Below are 17,762 nucleotides of genomic sequence, written 5' to 3'. Positions count from 1 at the left end.
AGAGATAGAAGGAGAGAAATCATTTCGATGTCAAAATTACTCTACAGGCTGGGGAAAACGGCCTACGATAAACCGTGGTATTTCATTATGGGTTGGATTTTGGTGCTTGGCATCGTCGGAACGGCGCTTGGCATAAACGGTGTGCACGTGTCTTCAGACATCAAACTTGAAGGAACCGCATCCCAGAACGTCTTGGACAAATTGGAAAAGGAGCTTCCTCAAGCCTCTGGTGGTCAGGGCAGCGTAATCTTTAATATTCCTGAAGGCGAGCGTTTGGATACGCCTGAGAATTTGGCAGCTATCAGTAAGGCAGTAAGTGAAGTTTACAAACTGGATTATGTCATTAACCCTGCTGAGCTCGCTGCTGCAAGTGGCGCCGATGCCTCAGCTATGCAGGAACAGGCGAGTCAGAGTGCTGCTGGAGCAGGCGCGCAAAGTGCGGATCCAAGCAACCTGCCTCCTTATGGACCACTCATGATTGAAGGAATGCCAGTACCTGGCGTGTTGATCTCAAACGCTGGAGATGTTGCGCTGTTCCAGTTCCAATTCACAGTGCAGCAAAACTCCCTGCCTAAAGGTGTCACGGATTCGGTTGTGAATGCAGTAAGCGAAGCCGAACAAGGTACAAACATCTCGGTTTTGCCAAGTGATTCCCTGAAAGAAGTGGGCATACCGATTGGAACCAACGAAATCTACGGATTGGTCATTGCGGCAATTGTGTTGTTCATGACACTGGGATCCGTTGTTGCCGCAGGTTTGCCGATTGTCATTGCCCTGTTTGGGGTTGCGGCTGGTGTTGGTGGAGCATTTGCTGTCTCCAACTTTGTCAGCATGACATCCTTTACACCTGTACTCGCTCTCATGATCGGGCTTGCCGTTGGTATTGACTATGCATTATTCATCGTCAATCGTCAGCGTAGACTTATTTTCGACCAGAACCTGAATGCACGCGAAGCGGCCAGCAGAGCTGTTGGAACAGCAGGAAGTGCCGTGTTCTTTGCTGGATTAACGGTTATTATTGCACTTTGTGGAATGCTGGTTATTGGTATCACCTTCCTGAGCATGATGGCTATCGTCGCCTCGGTTACCGTACTGTTCAGCGTACTGATTGCCCTTACTCTTCTCCCGGCATTGCTGGGTCTCCTCGGTGAGCGCATCTGCTCTCGTAAAGCAAGAGAGAAAAATCAGGACAACGCACACAAAAAATCAAACGGGTTTGCCAATCGCTGGATCTCTGGTGTCGTTAAATTCCGCTGGCTTGTCATTGTAGCTGTTATTGTCGTTCTGGGTACGGCTGCAATCCCGGTCGCCAAAATGGAACTGGGGATGCCTTCTGGCGCTACCGCTAACCTGGATACTACTGCACGGCAAAGTTACGATGCTATTACGAAAGGTTTTGGTGAAGGATTCAACGGTCCCCTGCTCATTGTTGCTGAACCTACTGACGCTTCCCAAACCGTATCATTACAAACATTGGGCGCCATCGCCCAGGATCTGCAACAATTTGAACATGTCTCTGTTGTCACACCAGCAGGTGTGAGTGAAGATGGCAAAATGGCCATCCTAAGTCTTGTTCCAGATTCGGGTCCAACCGACGCAGCAACCAAACAGCTGGTTGAAGAATTGCGTTCTCCTGACTCTACCATTGCAACCAATCACGATATGAAGCTTGGCGTTACCGGACTTACAGCGGTCAATATTGATATGTCAGCCAAATTGGCTGAAGTCTTCCCGGTATATATCGGAATTATCGTTATTCTGTCTCTGGTCATCCTGCTCCTGGTCTTCCGCTCCATCCTGGTTCCGATCAAGGCAACGATTGGATTCCTGCTTAGTATTCTGGCTACATTCGGTCTGACCACTGCCGTATTCCAGTGGGGTTGGGCGAAGGCGTTGTTTGATTTTGACACGGGCGGTCCTCTGCTCAGTTTCATTCCAATCATGGTAACAGGAATTCTCTACGGTCTGGCTATGGATTATCAGGTCTTCCTTGTTTCTTCGATGAGAGAATCCTATGTACACGGAAATCGTGGTAACCAAAGCGTTATGAATGGCTATCAGATGGCCAGCCGCGTTGTGGTTGCAGCTGCCATTATCATGGTTTCCGTATTTGCAGGCTTTATTTTCACGCATGATATTATGATTAAGCAGATTGGATTCGCCTTGGCCTTGGGTATTTTGATTGATGCATTCGTTGTTCGAATGGCGTTGGTTCCGGCAGTCATGTCTCTCTTCGGGGATAAAGCCTGGTGGCTGCCAAAATGGCTGGATCGTTCGCTTCCTAACCTGGATGTTGAAGGTGACAAGCTCATTGCTGAACTGAATGCTAAGGAAAAACAGTAAGACAATTAGGATCGGATTTCACCTGTCTATTGTGTCATTCCTGGGCTAATCTCGTAGGTTATTTACACTTTGTTTGTTGTATTTATTAGCAGTTTTCAAACCAAAATAAAGCACTTTCTTGGCTTCTACTTGTCGTACGGCAAGCTAAAAGCCTTGAAGGTGCTTTATTTATATTTTTCAATTCACTTGCTGATGCACCAGGTCTTTCTGAAAAGCCAGAACCCTGTCCCAGTCGCCACTAAAAATCGGAATGCTGTAATACCCTACTCTTTCATATAGCGCTGCAGCTTCTGGCTGAAGTGGCCCAGTCTGAAGCTTCAGATTGGTATAACCAAATTCCGCAGCAAGGCGCTCCGCTTCCGCAAGTATGGCCTGAGCAACTCCTTTACGGCGATAACCGGGTCTGGTGTACATACGCTTAACCTCAACGGATTGATCATCCAGCCGCCTAATGGCTCCGCACCCAACCGGATGCCCATCCAATCTGGCTACAATAAAGGCAGCACGAGGATTTTCGACGTCCGATGGTTGAAAGCCTGCGGTTCCATCCCCGCCGTATAACAAGCCCAGCTCACTGCTTAATTCCCGGATCAACTGCACTGAATCTTCGCTGCGTACGTCCTCAGCAGCCGCTTGCACAACCAACGACATGTGCAAAACCCCTTTACTCTATTGGTTTTATAGGCATTACAGATGTGTATAAAATAACACCTGATGATCGCAGCGTCAATCATTCTATCGATAGATCTTTTGTATAAGTAAGACAATTATTTCAACCATACAAAAACAGCAATAATTACTACGATAACCACGCCTGTACCGACCCATCCCAGACTGCTTGCCAGTTCCCCCAGATTACCGAATTGCGCACGCTCCAATCCATTCTTGAACGTACCCGCAGCATGATCGTGCTGCTCTTCTCGTTGTAGTCGCTCTCTCATCATCTCGGGAGTTTCTTGATCTTTGTTCATCATTTCCCCTCCAATGGTTCAGATCGATGACTTACTCTCACCAGAGCCAATTTTTGTGTATGTGTTTAGGTAATCATACCATATGGAGTAAACTTCCAATTCTTTTTTCGCCAATATCCCCTCTTCTGATATAGTCTCAGGCTATAGCTAGATATAATTTAATGGAATTACGTTATAACTTCACAACTGTGATAACTTTTCTGTAACACATTTGAAGAGGGGTTATGTAAATGACTAAAAGCAGTGTATTGGGTTACCCGCGAATTGGCGCTGATCGGGAATGGAAAAAAGCTCTGGAAGCCTTCTGGTCGGGCAAACTGGATGAAATCACGTTTCACACCCGTTTACAGGAGATCCGGTTAGGCCATTTGCGCAAGCTGCATGATCAAGGAATTGATCTTATTCCAGTCAACGACTTCAGTTATTATGATCACATTCTTGATACTGCCGTGATGTTCGGTATCGTTCCCAAACGATTTACATATGATGGCGGGGCCGTTCCTTTGTCGGTGTATTATGGCATCGCACGAGGCACCAAGGACGCTGCAGCCAGCGAAATGACGAAATGGTTCAACACTAACTATCATTACATCGTCCCAGAGCTAAATGACGTAACTCCCGCACTTACCGAAAATAAACCTCTTATCGCTTACCGCGAAGCCAAAGAAAAGCTCGGGATTGAAGGCAAGCCGGTGATCGTTGGACCCTTAACCTTCCTGAAGCTCTCCAAAGGTTACGACAAATCCGAGACGGAAGCCTGGCTGGAACGTTTGCTTCCACTCTACACGCAGGTGCTTCGGGAACTTGCAGAAGAAGGTGTACAGTGGGTTCAGATTGACGAACCTGTTCTGGTTACCGAATTAAGCAAGGATGACTTACAGCTTCTGCAAAACATCTATACGACGTTTGCAGACGCAGTCCCTAACTTGAACATTCTATTGCAAACTTACTTTGAATCTGTGGAGAATTATAGCGACATTATAAGCCTTCCGGTACAGGGAATCGGACTGGATTTCGTCCAAGGGCTCTCCGGCAATCTGAAATCCATTAAAACTAAAGGCTTCCCGGCTGACAAGATTTTGGGCGCAGGCATTATTGATGGTCGTGGAATCTGGAAGGCTTCACTTCAAGAGAAATTGTCCCTGCTTGATGAGCTGATCGAACAGGTCGCACCTGAACATTTAATTGTGCAATCGTCCTGCAGTCTGCTGCATGTGCCTGTTACAACAGAACGCGAGTCGAACCTCGATCCTGCGCTCAAGAGCTCGCTCGCCTTTGCAGATGAGAAGCTGAAGGAAATTGCTCTTCTAACAAAAGCATGCACATCAAGACATGCCGACATTCTGGAGGCGATTGATAAAGCAGATGAGGCGCTGCTGCCTCTTAAGCAGTCACAGGAACGTAATCGCATTGACGTGCAGCAGGCTGTTGCAGCATTGCGTATACAAGAGCCAGTGCGCTCTCTCCCGTTCGCTAAACGTCATATTGCTCAGCAGGAAAAATGGAATCTGCCTCTTTTTCCGACAACTACGATCGGCAGTTTTCCTCAATCTGCAGAGGTACGCAAGACCCGGCAGCTATGGCGCAAGAGTGAGTTGAGCAACGAGCAATATGCCCAGTTTATTCGCGAGCAAATTGATGCTTGGATTCAAATTCAGGAAGAGATCGGACTGGACGTCCTCGTTCACGGAGAGTTTGAGCGTACAGATATGGTGGAATTCTTCGGTGAGAAACTCGCAGGATTTGCCTTCACTCAGTATGGCTGGGTACAATCCTATGGTTCCCGTTGTGTAAAACCACCGATCATTTTCGGTGACGTTGCGTTCGTTCAGCCAATGACGGTTGAAGAAACCAAGTACGCTCAGTCACAGACCCAGCGACCGGTAAAAGGCATGCTGACCGGACCGATAACCATTATGAACTGGTCCTTTGTCCGGGATGATATTCCGCGTGAGCACATTGCTTATCAGCTGGCATATGCACTCAGACAGGAAGTGGAAGCCCTTGAGCAGGCGGGTATTGGCATGATCCAGGTGGATGAACCTGCTGTTCGTGAAGGCCTTCCACTCAAGCAAAATGAGCAAGCTGATTATCTGGCCTGGGCGGTCAAAGCTTTCCGCATCTCCACATGTACGGTACAAGATACAACGCAAATTCATACCCATATGTGTTACTGTGAATTCCATGACATGATCGATTCCATTGAAGCCATGGATGCTGATGTCATCTCCATAGAAACATCACGAAGTCACGGCGAGCTCATTCACAGCTTTGAATTGAATACGTACAAACTCGGCATAGGGCTTGGTGTGTACGATATCCATAGTCCTCGTATCCCGAGTGTGGAAGAAATGACAACCATGATTGAGCGCGCCCTGCGTGTGCTGGATCCCAAGCTGTTCTGGATTAATCCCGATTGCGGCCTGAAAACCCGTGGACGTGAAGAAACGGTCGCTTCCTTGCGCAACATGGTTCAAGCGACCCAAATCGCACGTGAACAACATCATGCCATCAAAGCAGTTTAAATTAAAAAGAGCAGGACGCCCCTCCTTCATATGGAGTGTCCTGCTCTTTTCATTTCTTGCTTTTTTTCAGAAGCCTTCAGTCCAGTTAAACTTAACCCTGTAAAAAATCAATCAATGCTGCATTAAATTGTTCAGGGTGAGTCGCATTAAATCCGTGTGGCCCACCTTCTACAACCACCAGACGGCTGCCAGGGATCGATTCATGTGTACGTTGTCCGCTCACTTCGAGCGGAACGATAGCATCGGAATCACCATGGATAACCAGTGTCGGAATACTGAATTTCTCCAGATCCTGACGGAAATCGGTAAGAGCAAAGGCAGCGATACAATCCAATGTCCCTTTAGGAGAAGCCACAGCTGCAATGTCCCGGTTATAGATACGGAACGGTTCGCTCACAAGGTCCTTACGGTCTCCTGCGGCGAAAAAGTTAGTAGTGAAGCCTTCCAGGAATGCCAGACGATCCCCTTTTACGCCATTTTGGAATTCTGCAATCGTTGCATCATCCAATCCACCTTGAGGATTGTCTTCAGTTATATAGAGATAAGGAGGAACTGCTCCCGCAAATACGGCTTTGGAAACACGTTCGGTTCCGTAAGTTCCCACATAGCGAGCTACCTCGCCGCCTCCCATGGAGAACCCAACCAGTGTAACCTCATGCAGATCAAGGTGCAGAATCAATTTATGTAAATCCGAAGCAAAGGTATCATAGTCATAACCATCCCAAGGTTGGGAAGACTGACCAAAGCCACGACGGTCATACGTTATAACACGGTAGCCTGCTCCGATCAGGGAAGGTACTTGCTTCTCCCAGGATCGTCCGCTCAATGGCCATCCATGAATAAGGATGATGGGTTTTCCCGCGCCATGATCTTCATAATACAGTTCAATTGGTTGTGCATTCTCTTCGCCTACATTTACTTTAGCCAAGGAAAATCCCTCCGTTAGTTATTATATTTTTGTTTGTTACTATTTAAATGTTACATATGTAAACGTTAATTGTCAATCGTACCCAAGAATTAGATGGAGTATGCCATTTGAACTGAATACAGTGAAAAACCTTTGAAATGACACCTGTCATTCAAGCAAAAAAAGCCGCCTGCAAGGCGACTTATCATGCAAACATATTCTTATTTCTGTTCGTATATATTGCTTGTCATGTTTAATGAGCGTTAGTGTTTGCAACGCCAGGTGCTGGTGCTCTATGCAAAGCCATACGTGCACAGCTTATTCCCCATGTAACCAGTGCAATCAAAATAAGATTAATCACGATTGAAGTCACTGCTGCTCCGCTATAGATAAGTCGGACGTATCCCCGGACAGCGTTGGATGCAGGCAGGAAATCCCCGATATGACGATAGAATGGTGTGAGCATTTCGGTTGCGATAATGTTGCCTGCTGTCATGAGCTGGAAAGGAATCAAGGCTACGTTGAACAGTGCGCCCAATCCACCAAATAACACAAATGACATTTGAGTCAGGCATACGCAGGCGATGTATACGAGAATATGGAATCCCCACATTTCCCAGAAGGAAGCGACAGGTGTGACAAACAACATGGCTACAGTCGTTATAATGAGAGGCGCTACGATACACACCATCAATAACAGAAGCTGTCTGGCCCAGAAAATTTTCCATCGGTCGTACTTGTGACTTAGGATCATGGTTGACAGATTCAATTGAATATTCATGGTCATCACTGCGATATATGTGATAAACCCAAGGATCATGGGCAGCATGCTGAGTGCAAAATTGGTGATGTTGTTAGACTTGACCACATTTGTCGTGACTACTTCTTTTTGAACGATTCCTGATAGCTGAGCACCTACGCTGGTAGATATCCCTTCAGCTGATCCTTCCAATATGGATCTGGAAACTTCCGAAGCTGCCTGATTGACATAATACGTTAATTGTCCTTCCCCTTTGTCCAGGTTCGCAGCGAATTGGGCAGGAATGCTTACGATCATACCAATATCCCCATCATTCATGACTTGCTCAGCTTCCTCAAGAGATGAATAGTTTTCTGTTTTGAAAGGGACTGTTTCCTGAATGATCTTTTCTATTCTCTGTCCATTCGCTCCGTCCAAGTTAATAATACCTATTTTAAGTTGGTCCACTCGTTCCGTTGCTCCGTTGTATCCCGTCAACCAGACAATGGTGAATATCAATGGAACGACCAAAGCAAAGACCAATCCAATTTTGGTTTGTAGAATCCTCATAAAATCTTTTAATACTGAAAAAACAGACATGTATTTCTCTCCTTCTTGGATATGGCTCCAATTTCAAATTAATAGGCTAACATATAATAGGCTATGCATGTATATCCACAAAAAAAGTCAGCTGACGAATCAGCTGGAGATTCCTTCATAAATTTTGTTGAGCAGTACGGCAAGTTGTTCTGCCCCTTCCGGGGTAATTAACTCCCTCAATGACTGATCCATATCATTCATCAGAGGAACTACCTGTAAATAAAGCTTTTTCCCTTCCTCGGAAAGCCGCAGCAGGATGGCTCGCCGATCAACAGGATCGGTGCTTCGAATAATAAGATCCTTATGTTCCAACCGCTCCAATGTCTTGCCGACACTTGTTTGATCTTTACCGTGGAGTTCGGATAACTTCTTCTGTGTAATGCCTTCGTTCTGATACAGCTGTTCGAGCATCCCATATTGTTCAGGTGTTATGCCGTAATCCTGCAGTAGATGGGTAACTCTTTTTTTGTGGACAAAATAAGTTCTGGATAATAGCAATCCAATGGGATCTTTGTCTTGATGAGTTGTCATCAGGTTAAGCCCTCCCCGAGATACTAGCATAGCCTATTAATAATCTTTAAGAAGAATATCCTTAATTTGAACCTTTGTCAATCTAATGTTTCTGAGCCATACGTTTTTCTCGTTTAAAAATGAAAAGCCGCCTTGAAGGCGGCCCGCTGTTCTTCCGTTGGTAGGGGAAGCTATTTACTCGAAGCGATACGTCCAGAATGCTTCTCTGCCGAATCTGCGCTGGATTTCTTCATCATCCAATTTCCGGTTACCGACAAGCTCTGCAGCCTGAAATTGCGAACGGTGAGCCTGAATGGCTCCCATTTTTTGCTCCAGATATCCCCTTACATCAACATGTACATCTGGCTTTCCGATGGCTTGCTCATGGTTTTTGGAGAAAGCAACACAATATACGATGGGTCTCTCTTCTGCCGGCAGCCGGGAAATCGTCCGTATGACTGCAGCACCCGTAGCATCATGATCGGGATGCACGCTATAACCTGGATAAAAGGTAAATACGATGGTTGGTTTGAGTTCCTCTATCAAATCCATGATGCGGCTATCAAGCAGATGTGCATCCTCGAATTCGATCATCTTGTCGTGAAAACCAAGCATTCTCAAGTCATGAATACCAATCGCCTGAGCAGACTCTTCGAGCTCCACCTTGCGGATGGCAGGCAGAGTGACCCTGTTCGCAAATGGCGGAATGCCCATATTGCGGCCCATCTCGCCTAAAGTCAGGCAGGCATACGTAACGTACGCACCGCCATCAATATATTTTGCGAGCGTTCCGGCAACGGAAAAAGCCTCGTCGTCAGGATGGGGATATATTACCAAAATGCGTTCATTTTCGTATGATTTATTGTTCATGCTGTTTCGATCCTCCGCTTCCATCAGAAACTCTCCCGACTAAGTTGAAAGGCCACAACCAATTTCCCCTGGCTGTCATGACCCGCCAAAATCAGTCGATCCTTTTCATTTTCATCAATATGGGTAAGGCCTTCCGCATAAACCCAACCCGTCGTCGTTTTTAAGCCTACCCGGTATGGGTTCGTGCCTGAAATGGATCCCTGTGTGTATCGAATGGCCGCATTGGAAATGAAAGCCGAAGCAGGGTGACGTGTACTATCGTAGTGATTGGCGTACGCACCTGTCGTCATTTCGAGGTGTAAGTATAGATCCTGATCAATGAAACCATTGAGCCGGGCTTGGACATCTTGAGGTTGTATAAGTTGCATAGTGATCTCCTTATGTGGTCTGAAAGATAAATACTTCATCCATTTTACCATATGTCCATGGAGAATTAACAATTCGAAATCAACTGACCGCTTATATTCATCAGTGAGCACTAATATATCTTCTAAATGAGCCTCTAAGTAAAAGATTTATTGCATTCCTAATGCTGTATAACTATCAAATTCCGCAGTGAAGGTAATTGTGGTCCCGCGCTCAGTCAGATCTTCCGCTTCAATAGTAATTTCACCATTCATTAACTGTACAATCCGATGACATATCGCTAATCCGAGACCTGTACCTTCCGTCCGGCGAGTAACACTGTTATCAACTCGGTGAAATGGAATAAACAAATGACTCCGTTTATCCTGAGGAATTCCGATCCCTGTATCCCTGACCGTACATTGAAGCCGGATCCTACCAGCATCTATGGAGAGCAGTCTGGCCTCCAAGGAAATGTCACCTTCATCCGTGAATTTCACGGCGTTTCCCAGCAAATTAAGAATCACCTGTCTGAATCTTCCATCATCCCCAATCAGAATCTCTGGAATATCCGGATCAATGGAAACGTTAACTTGCAGTTTCTTATTCAGAATTCCAACCCCAAGGATATCAAACGTCTCCGCTACGGCTTCCCTGATGCTAAAGGCTTCCTTCAGGAGCTGTTCATGATTTGAATCCAATTTGCTGTAATCCAGAATATCATTGACGATACGCAGCAGAGACTTCCCGCTTTTTTGCAGTGTGGCTACATATTCCTTCTGCTTATTGGTAAGATCGGTTGCAGCCAACAGATCCGTGATTCCCATCACGCCATTCATCGGGGTCCGAATCTCGTGATTCATCGTGGTTATAAACTCGCTCTTCACCTGGTTGGCCATTTCCATGGCTTCCTTCTCGATTAAGAGATGCTTCTGTTCGTTAAGCAATCTCCTCTGTACTGAAAGGGAAGGGAATACAACCTCGTCCGAAGACAGATGGCTATATAAGGGTGATTTCACAAATTCCACGTCAGTCATCATGTACTCATGCTCTCTCATCATCTTAAGCTGCAAGGACGAAGAAATGGCGGATGCGTTATATGCGCATACAGATACCATCCCGTATTCACGGACTACGCCGCAAGTCTGTCGCTCATAATTGACCAAATTCCCCTGAATCTTGTCCTCGCTATGCTCCCCCCACGTCATTACATTGGCCCACGTACGAATGGACATGTTATTCTCTTGTACCATTCCCATTACTTGGTGAAAATGAGTGAGAATATGCTCAAAACTAAAATCTCCCCGTGATCCGTAATAATCCACGTTGTTAGCATAATGAAGATACTGAAGCTGGTCACCAGAGATAACATCGTTAAGCTTGTTATAAATATCATGATATGTGTCTGCTTCTTCTATCAATAAGATGTGATGACCTTGGTCTATACCCGTTAGAATATAGGATACCGCATTATCAACATAACGATCGAAATCCTCGAACAAATAAATGATATGGCCTCCATCCGTGACACTGGTCAACGAATTTAACGGTACTGCTTGTTTGTTCATATAAGGACTCCTCGGATCTTGCTTTTATTTTCTACTATAAAGGATATAAATTCATACGTCACATCTATTATGGAAAAAGTACGAAACTGTCGATGTAATCGAAAAAAAAGCCGCCATATCGGCGACTTGTATCGTAGCTATCTTTGCTTATTGTTGCTTATTGGACATCATATATCCTTCAATAACATTGTCCTTGTTTATTCTCTGAACTCTGTCATGATTTTGATCAATTCCTCAAAATGAGGCTTCATTGTTCTCATAGTTAGAATCTTCAATTGCTCCGTGGTCGCAAACTGTCCCCATACCATCTCGTGTGCGGCCTTTTCCTTGAACTGTAGAAGGGTGACATCCATGGCTTGTAACTCTTTGGCTATGGAAGCAAGCGTATTTTTTGTTTTCTGCGGGATTTGCTTTGGTTTATCTTTCCAATAACTGTAACTGACTTCGTACATGATCCTGAATACATCCGCTTGCATTGCAAGGATAAATAAATCCTCCTGCTCCTTGGAAGTCATCACTGTTCGATTCACCATAAACTGAGGGGTAGAATCGTTCACATAATTATCACTAAACTCTACAAGCGTAATCAGAAATTGTGTAGCTTCGTCCGCTTGGCTCTTGGCCCGTTCGATAAGCTTCTGCACTTTAGCAGGATCTTCCTGATCGGTTACTTTGCTGATTTTCTCAAGTGTTTCGGCCAAGGGAATAACCGAATGTCCTTGTCTCAAAAGTGTCAGAAAACCACTATTATTTTTCGCTTGGTAAAGTTTCTTCAAATTTTCCGATTCTTCTCTCGCCGTATTGAGTTGATAGTTGTAGAATCCAATAAGGATTAAAATAAGGACTACGAATATCCAGACCAACTTAGAATTTTTTTTAATCAAATGATCATCTGCCGTTTCTAGAGATATTATATACCAGAATATGAATGCAATAATTGGCACATTTGAGAATTGTAGCATACGGGGCGGCCCGTCTAATACAGGAGATTATTGCCATATGTTTTGTCCAAAAATAACAATCCTGACAACAAGATTGCCCGGACCAGCTTTCCTTATCGTAACTGCGTTACTTGTCATTCATGGTCATAACTAACGTTCGTGGTGTCCCGTTCTTAACGTCGATTGAATAGCGACCCTCATTAAAGTTAAAGCTTTTACTTTCCAACGTCTCCACATCAATGTCCTTATAACTTGTCAGGATTTGATCAATGGTTTCCTCACTAACGTTCAGCGCATGTAACACCAGAACAGGATATTCAAGATCTGCACCAATATAGTAGATCTCGTTTAATGTCCCATCTTCTTCGATTTCAAAATGCATCTTGTTCGAATATTGATTGGCATCATTGATCATTGCTGGGTCGGATACCGTAATAATCGTGCCTTGTCCATCGTAAAAGGTTGTTCTCTTGAAATCCAGGCCTTCCGTCGAAATCGGCTGAAGGAACTCCACGTCTTCATTTTGAATGACAAGGTTATTGAATGCGGTGATGAACTCCTTCAGTTCTCCTTCCGGAGTGTATTTTTTCTCTTCGGCCGTGGGAGCCTCAAACAGCTTTTTCTGAGATTTGAACAAAACCAGATCCTCTTTGGAAAATTCAATTCGCACTGTTGCGCCTCGTTCAATTCCATCTTGTCCATCATAGATCCATACATCATAGGGATTATTGGTTTCTTTCTCAGCTGGCTGACCTGCTAGTTCTTCTACCTCGGGCTGACTCATGCCTTCCTGAATTTGTTTGTACACTTCCGGGGTTACCCCCTTTTGCCCTCCGCAAGCAACAAGTAATCCGAATAGCATGAATGTTAATAAAGGGGAATGCCATTTCTTCAACCTAATCTTCCTCTCTCTCATATGTATAAATCCTAATTTTCCCTCATGAAGAAACTTTTGTATATAGATTTAAACTAGTTTAGGTCATTTGACACGTATATGCCTAAACGAAAACAAGAAGAGATTCATCATTTAATTTCTCTTTTTTCTTCGGTTTCGTCTCTGTATGATTAACGATAGCTCTACATATGTACTTATAGAAGAGAAACATGTTTTCCACATCATTTTTAAGAACAAGGTACTGGAAGGAGATCTCCCGATTTGAAAGCTTTTGTTCAATTGTTGCATTTCGGCTATCATCAGGCGATGAGCTGCATTTTCCCTGTGGCCATCTTCGGAACCCTAGCCATCACCAGCGTGATCGAGGTTCCATTCTTTCATCGCTATGATGCCATTCTACTGATCTTGCTTGGTGTTCAATATCTCATGTACCGAAGTGGGTTGGAGACCTTGGACGAAATTAAAGTCATATGTGTGTTTCATATGATTGGCCTGGTACTTGAACTGTACAAAGTAAGCATGGGTTCATGGTCATATCCAGAGCCTGGATTCACCAAAATATTTGGAGTGCCGCTGTACAGCGGCTTCATGTATGCGAGTGTGGCAAGCTTTATGTGTCAGATCTGGCGCAGATTACGCATGGACATGACAGGATGGCCTGGTTTTGCACCCTCCTTTCTGCTCGGAGGAGCCATCTATCTCAACTTCTTCACCCACCATTTCATTCCTGATTTTCGTTGGTGGCTGACTGCTCTGGTCTTTATCGTATTTTGGAAAACATGGATCATCTACCGGGTACGGACCAAGACATATCGAATGCCTTTATCGCTCGCATTTGTCATTGTAGGCTTCTTCATCTGGGCTGCCGAGAATATTGCTACATTTTTTAATGGCTGGAAGTACCCTGACCAGCACGATGCCTGGCAATTGGTTAGTTTCAGCAAAATCAGCTCCTGGTTCCTGCTCGTAATCATTAGCGTCATCATTGTCGCCCAGCTTAAATATGTCAAAGCCAATCGAACGAGCACTGGCCCCAACTAAGTATTGAGACTGACAAATACAAGCTGATGAATTTCGACAGCAAAGCTTTCTTAAAGCTTACTCCTCAATAACAACAACTCTAACGATTCCGCCCGGAAGTTGAAATAACAGAAATTAAAAAGGCTCCCTTTAAGGGAGCCTCTTCTTATTAGAATCTTATTTTGCCAGGTATCCGCCATCAACGAAGACGGTTGTTCCAGTAACAAAATCATTTTCAGCCAGGAATACAACAGCGTGAGCAATTTCCTCCGGTTTACCCAGACGTCCAAGCGGATGTTTGGCAACCAGGCCGTCGTAAAATTCACCCAGTGATTCTTTGTTTACCATGCCGCTTTCCACAAATCCAGGAGCAACTGCGTTGACGCGGATGTTACGATCCGCATACTCCAGAGCGAGTGATTTCGTAATTTGGTTGACCGCACCTTTACTAGCCGCATAAGGCATGGAAGTTGGTTCACCAACAGAACCCAGGATCGAGGAAGTGCTGATTACAGATCCTCCGCCCGTTTTCAGCATTTCACGGATCGCATATTTCGCACCGTAGAATACACCGTCCTGATTGATTGCAATGACACGTTTGTATTCTTCGTCCGTTAATTCATGTGAAGGCTTTTGAACACCAATGCCTGCATTATTGAAGATGACATCCAGTTTACCAAACTGCTTCACTGTCTCTGCTACCAGGTTTTCAACTTGTTTTTCGTCGGCAACATTAACTTTGATGAACACGACATCATCATTATATGTTTGTTTTAATTCCTGCTCGGCAGCTTTGCCGTGCTCTTCATTATAATCTGCAATAACAACCTTCGATCCTTTATCCAAGAAGGCTTTTACTGTAGCCAAACCAATTCCGGAAGCTCCGCCTGTAATGATAGCAACTTTGTCTTTAAGATTAGTCATGGTGATTCCTCCAGTAATTGTTGAATTTTAGACAAAACTAACATAATTTTATATGTAACCATAATCATATGATTTAGTCATAATGTAAGTTTTGTCGTTTATTTAACACAATTAATCGTATTCCTTTTAATGAGTATTGTCAAGTTACTATATATTTACTAGTTAACATGCCGAGTGATAGTAAGCGGAAATATTGAAGCAACTCAGCAGAGACACTTCACCCCACGACGGTTGTTAGTGTGTTCCAAATCTCAGGGATTATGTACCCCGCACGGGCGGGCTTTCTTTTTTTCTGTTACAATATGAAGCGGAAAGGAGTGAAACTCATGTTAGATTCAATTGATAGTCATATTTTACGAAGACTGGCTCAAAACAGCCGGATATCCTATACCGATTTGGCTAAAGAGGTTGGATTGTCTGGTGTTGCCGTCAAAGAGCGCATAGACCGGCTTGTCAATCAAGGAATCATTGAACAGTTCTCCATTGTAATTAGCGCCGAAAAGCTCGGCAAAAAGATATCTGCCTATTTGGAGCTTGAAGTGGAGCCAGCACATTTGAATGAGATCATAGAGGCGTTGAAACATAACGATAAAGTCGCTGTGTTATACGAAATGACTGGCCCCTGTATCCTCCATATACATATTCTTGTCGAGAGTATTGAAGAGATGGAACAATTCATGAACGAATCCATATATTCGCTGAAAGGTATCGTCCGTGCTGAAACGCAGATTCTGATGAAACGACACAAAAATCAGGATGGATTGAATATATAAAAAACAAGAACCGTCAGGCATTAAGACCAACGGTTCTTGTTATTAATATGAAGGAATTATTGCTTTATGAAATGGGTTAGTTCGTCTTGGAAAGCTTGGCTTGATAGAAATTGACGAAGTACTCGCTTACCTCTGCTGACTTCTGGGCATTTAATTGAATAGGAGCAATCAGTCTAACGGTTTCTCCATTGAATGAAGCCTTCGTTTCTCCAAGTTTCGCTGTTAGTGTATTGCCATTATACAGGATTGAAACCATTTTCGTTTTTGGCTCCCATTCAATCTTGGCACCAAATTGTTCAAAGCTGCTGCGTAATGGTGTCATTTTTCGTTCAGCTTCTCCAAACAACTTTTTGTCAATAATTGCATGAACTCCCCAGTTTCCATCGACTACCTGTGTAACTCCAAAATCGGTAGTTACCGACATTAAAGAGTAAGCCTCGTCTTCGGTTAGTTCCATGCCTCTCATTAGAAAAGCCTTGGTTTTATGCGCAGCATCTTTCATCGCCTTGTCGAGGGAAGATTTATCGAAGATTTCCTTCTGGGCATCCTCACCCAGTTCTTCAAGATAGTTCGCGTAGCTGAAACCATGGACCACCCACTCGTTCTCATTTTCCAGCAATGGGAAGTTTAATGACTTTAATTTGTTATCCAGCTTATCTTTTTTATGAAGAATAATCTGAACATCTCCAGTTACAGACGTTTCAATGGCTGTTCCATTTAATTCAGAGTCTCCTTGCCCTGCGTGTGGATCACCGATCGACAGCAGCGCTCCCGGGACAGAAACCGGATAGTACATGGTTGCTCCTTCCGTAACACGCCAGTCATCGATATTTCCGCCATAATAGGAAGGTGGGACCGAATCAACAATATCCGCTTCCTTCGGAGCTACGCTCATGGTACCGAAATGGAGTCGAACAGGCACTCGAACATCTTTCAGGACATTGTGATTTTCCTTCACCGTTGTATGATCGACTACCACACCAGGATAATCTATTGTAGGATGCACATTTCCATCCGGATCGGTTTGAGGAGTCCATCTATAGCTATATAATGCCTTAGCGTAATCGGTACCGCCTTCAGAATCCATTTCGTAAATCGTCACAACCTCACGTGTCACCGGTTCTTCTTCCATCTCTCCATATAGAAACCCCCAGTTTGCAGCCACGTTGGAACCATATGTTTTCCCTGCATATTCGCCGTTACCATTAGGACGAAGTTTCATATCCAAAATCTTCACTTCCAGTACGTCTCCCGGTTCTGCTCCTTCAACCGCGATTGGGCCTGTCATGATATGTACTCCCGGACCACGATCTGCTTCCGTCTTCTCGGATTCGGTCCAATGAAAAATATCTTCGACGCCAGCGTCACCTTTGATCATTCGTTCATAGTCATCGCCGGAATGGTGAGTAATCGCATCCACCGTAACGATATCTCCGGAGTTGACGGTTAGTACTGCTTCACCCTTGCCGATATTACCCCACCGGACATTTTCGGAATTCGCCTTCAGAACATGTGTCTTTGGCTTCACGGACACTTGATCAATGTCAGCATTGACTACATTCATACCTGGTATTAACAGTGAACCAATGGATAAAGCAGCGAAAACCTTCCATTTTAATCGATTTCCCATTCATAGCTCCTCCTGTCATCTTCTCATGTCATATTAGTTAACTTGTTATGAACCGAAGTATAACAGACAATCTAAAAGTTAACAATATAAAGTTATAATTACTTTTTGATTTATTTTCTTAATAAAACAATAGAAATATATTAATAATATTAACTTTTACAAATCCACCCGAGATTTTATGATATATAAAAAGAATAAAGA

At 44.3% G+C, this 17,762-nt stretch carries 16 protein-coding genes; 4 read left to right on the top strand and 12 right to left on the bottom strand.

Features of this window, described 5'->3' with window-relative positions:
* The first annotated feature begins 27 nt into the window (after positions 1-27).
* On the top strand, positions 28-2,343 hold the full coding sequence (locus AC3WQ3_RS22685) for an MMPL family transporter (RefSeq protein WP_492473642.1): 2,316 nt from the start codon (positions 28-30) through the stop codon (positions 2,341-2,343).
* Between the two features lie 177 nt (positions 2,344-2,520).
* Here AC3WQ3_RS22685 and AC3WQ3_RS22680 read toward each other — a convergent pair whose 3' ends face one another.
* Positions 2,521-2,994: a GNAT family N-acetyltransferase gene (locus AC3WQ3_RS22680; RefSeq protein ID WP_492473641.1), complete on the bottom strand. Its 474-nt coding sequence runs from the start codon at positions 2,992-2,994 to the stop codon at positions 2,521-2,523.
* A 116-nt stretch (positions 2,995-3,110) separates the two neighbouring features.
* Positions 3,111-3,314, bottom strand: a complete 204-nt coding sequence (locus tag AC3WQ3_RS22675; protein ID WP_492473640.1) for a DUF6366 family protein — start codon at positions 3,312-3,314, stop codon at positions 3,111-3,113.
* A 230-nt stretch (positions 3,315-3,544) separates the two neighbouring features.
* On the opposite strand from AC3WQ3_RS22675, the gene metE reads away from it, so the two are divergent.
* Positions 3,545-5,839 carry a 5-methyltetrahydropteroyltriglutamate--homocysteine S-methyltransferase gene (gene metE / locus AC3WQ3_RS22670; protein WP_492473639.1) on the top strand — a complete coding sequence of 765 codons (2,295 nt, stop codon included), beginning with the start codon at positions 3,545-3,547 and terminating at the stop codon, positions 5,837-5,839.
* A 91-nt stretch (positions 5,840-5,930) separates the two neighbouring features.
* On the opposite strand, the gene AC3WQ3_RS22665 is transcribed toward metE, so the two are convergent.
* The 8 genes from AC3WQ3_RS22665 to AC3WQ3_RS22630 all read right to left on the bottom strand — a co-directional run bounded on the left by AC3WQ3_RS22665 (position 5,931) and on the right by AC3WQ3_RS22630 (position 13,214).
* Positions 5,931-6,767: an alpha/beta fold hydrolase gene (locus tag AC3WQ3_RS22665; RefSeq protein ID WP_492473638.1), complete on the bottom strand. Its 837-nt coding sequence runs from the start codon at positions 6,765-6,767 to the stop codon at positions 5,931-5,933.
* Positions 6,768-6,999: 232 nt separating this feature from the next.
* Entirely contained in the window at positions 7,000-8,055 is a 1,056-nt protein-coding gene (locus AC3WQ3_RS22660) for a YhgE/Pip domain-containing protein (RefSeq protein ID WP_492473637.1), read from the bottom strand.
* A 129-nt stretch (positions 8,056-8,184) separates the two neighbouring features.
* Entirely contained in the window at positions 8,185-8,616 is a 432-nt protein-coding gene (locus AC3WQ3_RS22655; protein ID WP_492473636.1) for a MarR family winged helix-turn-helix transcriptional regulator, read from the bottom strand.
* Between the two features lie 174 nt (positions 8,617-8,790).
* Positions 8,791-9,465: a bacillithiol biosynthesis deacetylase BshB2 gene (bshB2, locus tag AC3WQ3_RS22650; RefSeq protein WP_336779989.1), complete on the bottom strand. Its 675-nt coding sequence runs from the start codon at positions 9,463-9,465 to the stop codon at positions 8,791-8,793.
* A gap of 23 nt (positions 9,466-9,488) precedes the next feature.
* Positions 9,489-9,833 (bottom strand): YojF family protein, encoded by a 345-nt coding sequence (locus AC3WQ3_RS22645; protein WP_095287272.1) that lies wholly within the window; start codon positions 9,831-9,833, stop codon positions 9,489-9,491.
* 147 nt (positions 9,834-9,980) lie between these two features.
* On the bottom strand, positions 9,981-11,378 hold the full coding sequence (locus tag AC3WQ3_RS22640) for an ATP-binding protein (RefSeq protein ID WP_492473635.1): 1,398 nt from the start codon (positions 11,376-11,378) through the stop codon (positions 9,981-9,983).
* A gap of 197 nt (positions 11,379-11,575) precedes the next feature.
* Positions 11,576-12,154, bottom strand: a complete 579-nt coding sequence (locus tag AC3WQ3_RS22635) for a hypothetical protein (protein ID WP_492473634.1) — start codon at positions 12,152-12,154, stop codon at positions 11,576-11,578.
* Positions 12,155-12,446: 292 nt separating this feature from the next.
* Entirely contained in the window at positions 12,447-13,214 is a 768-nt protein-coding gene (locus tag AC3WQ3_RS22630; RefSeq protein ID WP_492473633.1) for a hypothetical protein, read from the bottom strand.
* A 261-nt stretch (positions 13,215-13,475) separates the two neighbouring features.
* Here AC3WQ3_RS22630 and AC3WQ3_RS22625 point away from each other — a divergent pair, with 261 nt between their 5' ends.
* A complete protein-coding gene (locus AC3WQ3_RS22625) occupies positions 13,476-14,255 on the top strand; it encodes a DUF817 domain-containing protein (RefSeq protein ID WP_492473632.1) in 780 nt (259 codons plus the stop codon).
* Between the two features lie 156 nt (positions 14,256-14,411).
* Here the strand turns inward: AC3WQ3_RS22625 and AC3WQ3_RS22620 are convergent, their stop codons facing one another.
* Positions 14,412-15,158 (bottom strand): SDR family NAD(P)-dependent oxidoreductase, encoded by a 747-nt coding sequence (locus AC3WQ3_RS22620; protein WP_336779984.1) that lies wholly within the window; start codon positions 15,156-15,158, stop codon positions 14,412-14,414.
* A 326-nt stretch (positions 15,159-15,484) separates the two neighbouring features.
* Between AC3WQ3_RS22620 and AC3WQ3_RS22615 the strand changes: the two genes are divergently transcribed.
* A complete protein-coding gene (locus AC3WQ3_RS22615; protein ID WP_127535846.1) occupies positions 15,485-15,931 on the top strand; it encodes an Lrp/AsnC family transcriptional regulator in 447 nt (148 codons plus the stop codon).
* 76 nt (positions 15,932-16,007) lie between these two features.
* Here the strand turns inward: AC3WQ3_RS22615 and AC3WQ3_RS22610 are convergent, their stop codons facing one another.
* On the bottom strand, positions 16,008-17,561 hold the full coding sequence (locus tag AC3WQ3_RS22610; RefSeq protein WP_492473631.1) for an acetamidase/formamidase family protein: 1,554 nt from the start codon (positions 17,559-17,561) through the stop codon (positions 16,008-16,010).
* Positions 17,562-17,762 lie beyond the last annotated feature (201 nt).

This window comes from Paenibacillus sp. FW104-T2, from assembly GCF_058789975.1.
This window is presented reverse-complemented; position numbering and strand designations above follow the sequence as displayed.

Excerpts from the sequence above, each read along its gene's own strand:
- AC3WQ3_RS22685 (WP_492473642.1), top strand. The coding sequence starts at position 28 with ATGTCAAAATTACTCTACAGGCTGGGGAAAACGGCCTACGATAAACCG.
- AC3WQ3_RS22680 (WP_492473641.1), bottom strand. The coding sequence starts at position 2,994 with ATGTCGTTGGTTGTGCAAGCGGCTGCTGAGGACGTACGCAGCGAAGAT.
- AC3WQ3_RS22675 (WP_492473640.1), bottom strand. The coding sequence starts at position 3,314 with ATGAACAAAGATCAAGAAACTCCCGAGATGATGAGAGAGCGACTACAA.
- metE (WP_492473639.1), top strand. The coding sequence starts at position 3,545 with ATGACTAAAAGCAGTGTATTGGGTTACCCGCGAATTGGCGCTGATCGG.
- AC3WQ3_RS22660 (WP_492473637.1), bottom strand. The coding sequence starts at position 8,055 with ATGAGGATTCTACAAACCAAAATTGGATTGGTCTTTGCTTTGGTCGTT.
- AC3WQ3_RS22655 (WP_492473636.1), bottom strand. The coding sequence starts at position 8,616 with ATGACAACTCATCAAGACAAAGATCCCATTGGATTGCTATTATCCAGA.
- bshB2 (WP_336779989.1), bottom strand. The coding sequence starts at position 9,465 with ATGAACAATAAATCATACGAAAATGAACGCATTTTGGTAATATATCCC.
- AC3WQ3_RS22645 (WP_095287272.1), bottom strand. The coding sequence starts at position 9,833 with ATGCAACTTATACAACCTCAAGATGTCCAAGCCCGGCTCAATGGTTTC.
- AC3WQ3_RS22640 (WP_492473635.1), bottom strand. The coding sequence starts at position 11,378 with ATGAACAAACAAGCAGTACCGTTAAATTCGTTGACCAGTGTCACGGAT.
- AC3WQ3_RS22620 (WP_336779984.1), bottom strand. The coding sequence starts at position 15,158 with ATGACTAATCTTAAAGACAAAGTTGCTATCATTACAGGCGGAGCTTCC.
- AC3WQ3_RS22615 (WP_127535846.1), top strand. The coding sequence starts at position 15,485 with ATGTTAGATTCAATTGATAGTCATATTTTACGAAGACTGGCTCAAAAC.
- AC3WQ3_RS22610 (WP_492473631.1), bottom strand. The coding sequence starts at position 17,561 with ATGGGAAATCGATTAAAATGGAAGGTTTTCGCTGCTTTATCCATTGGT.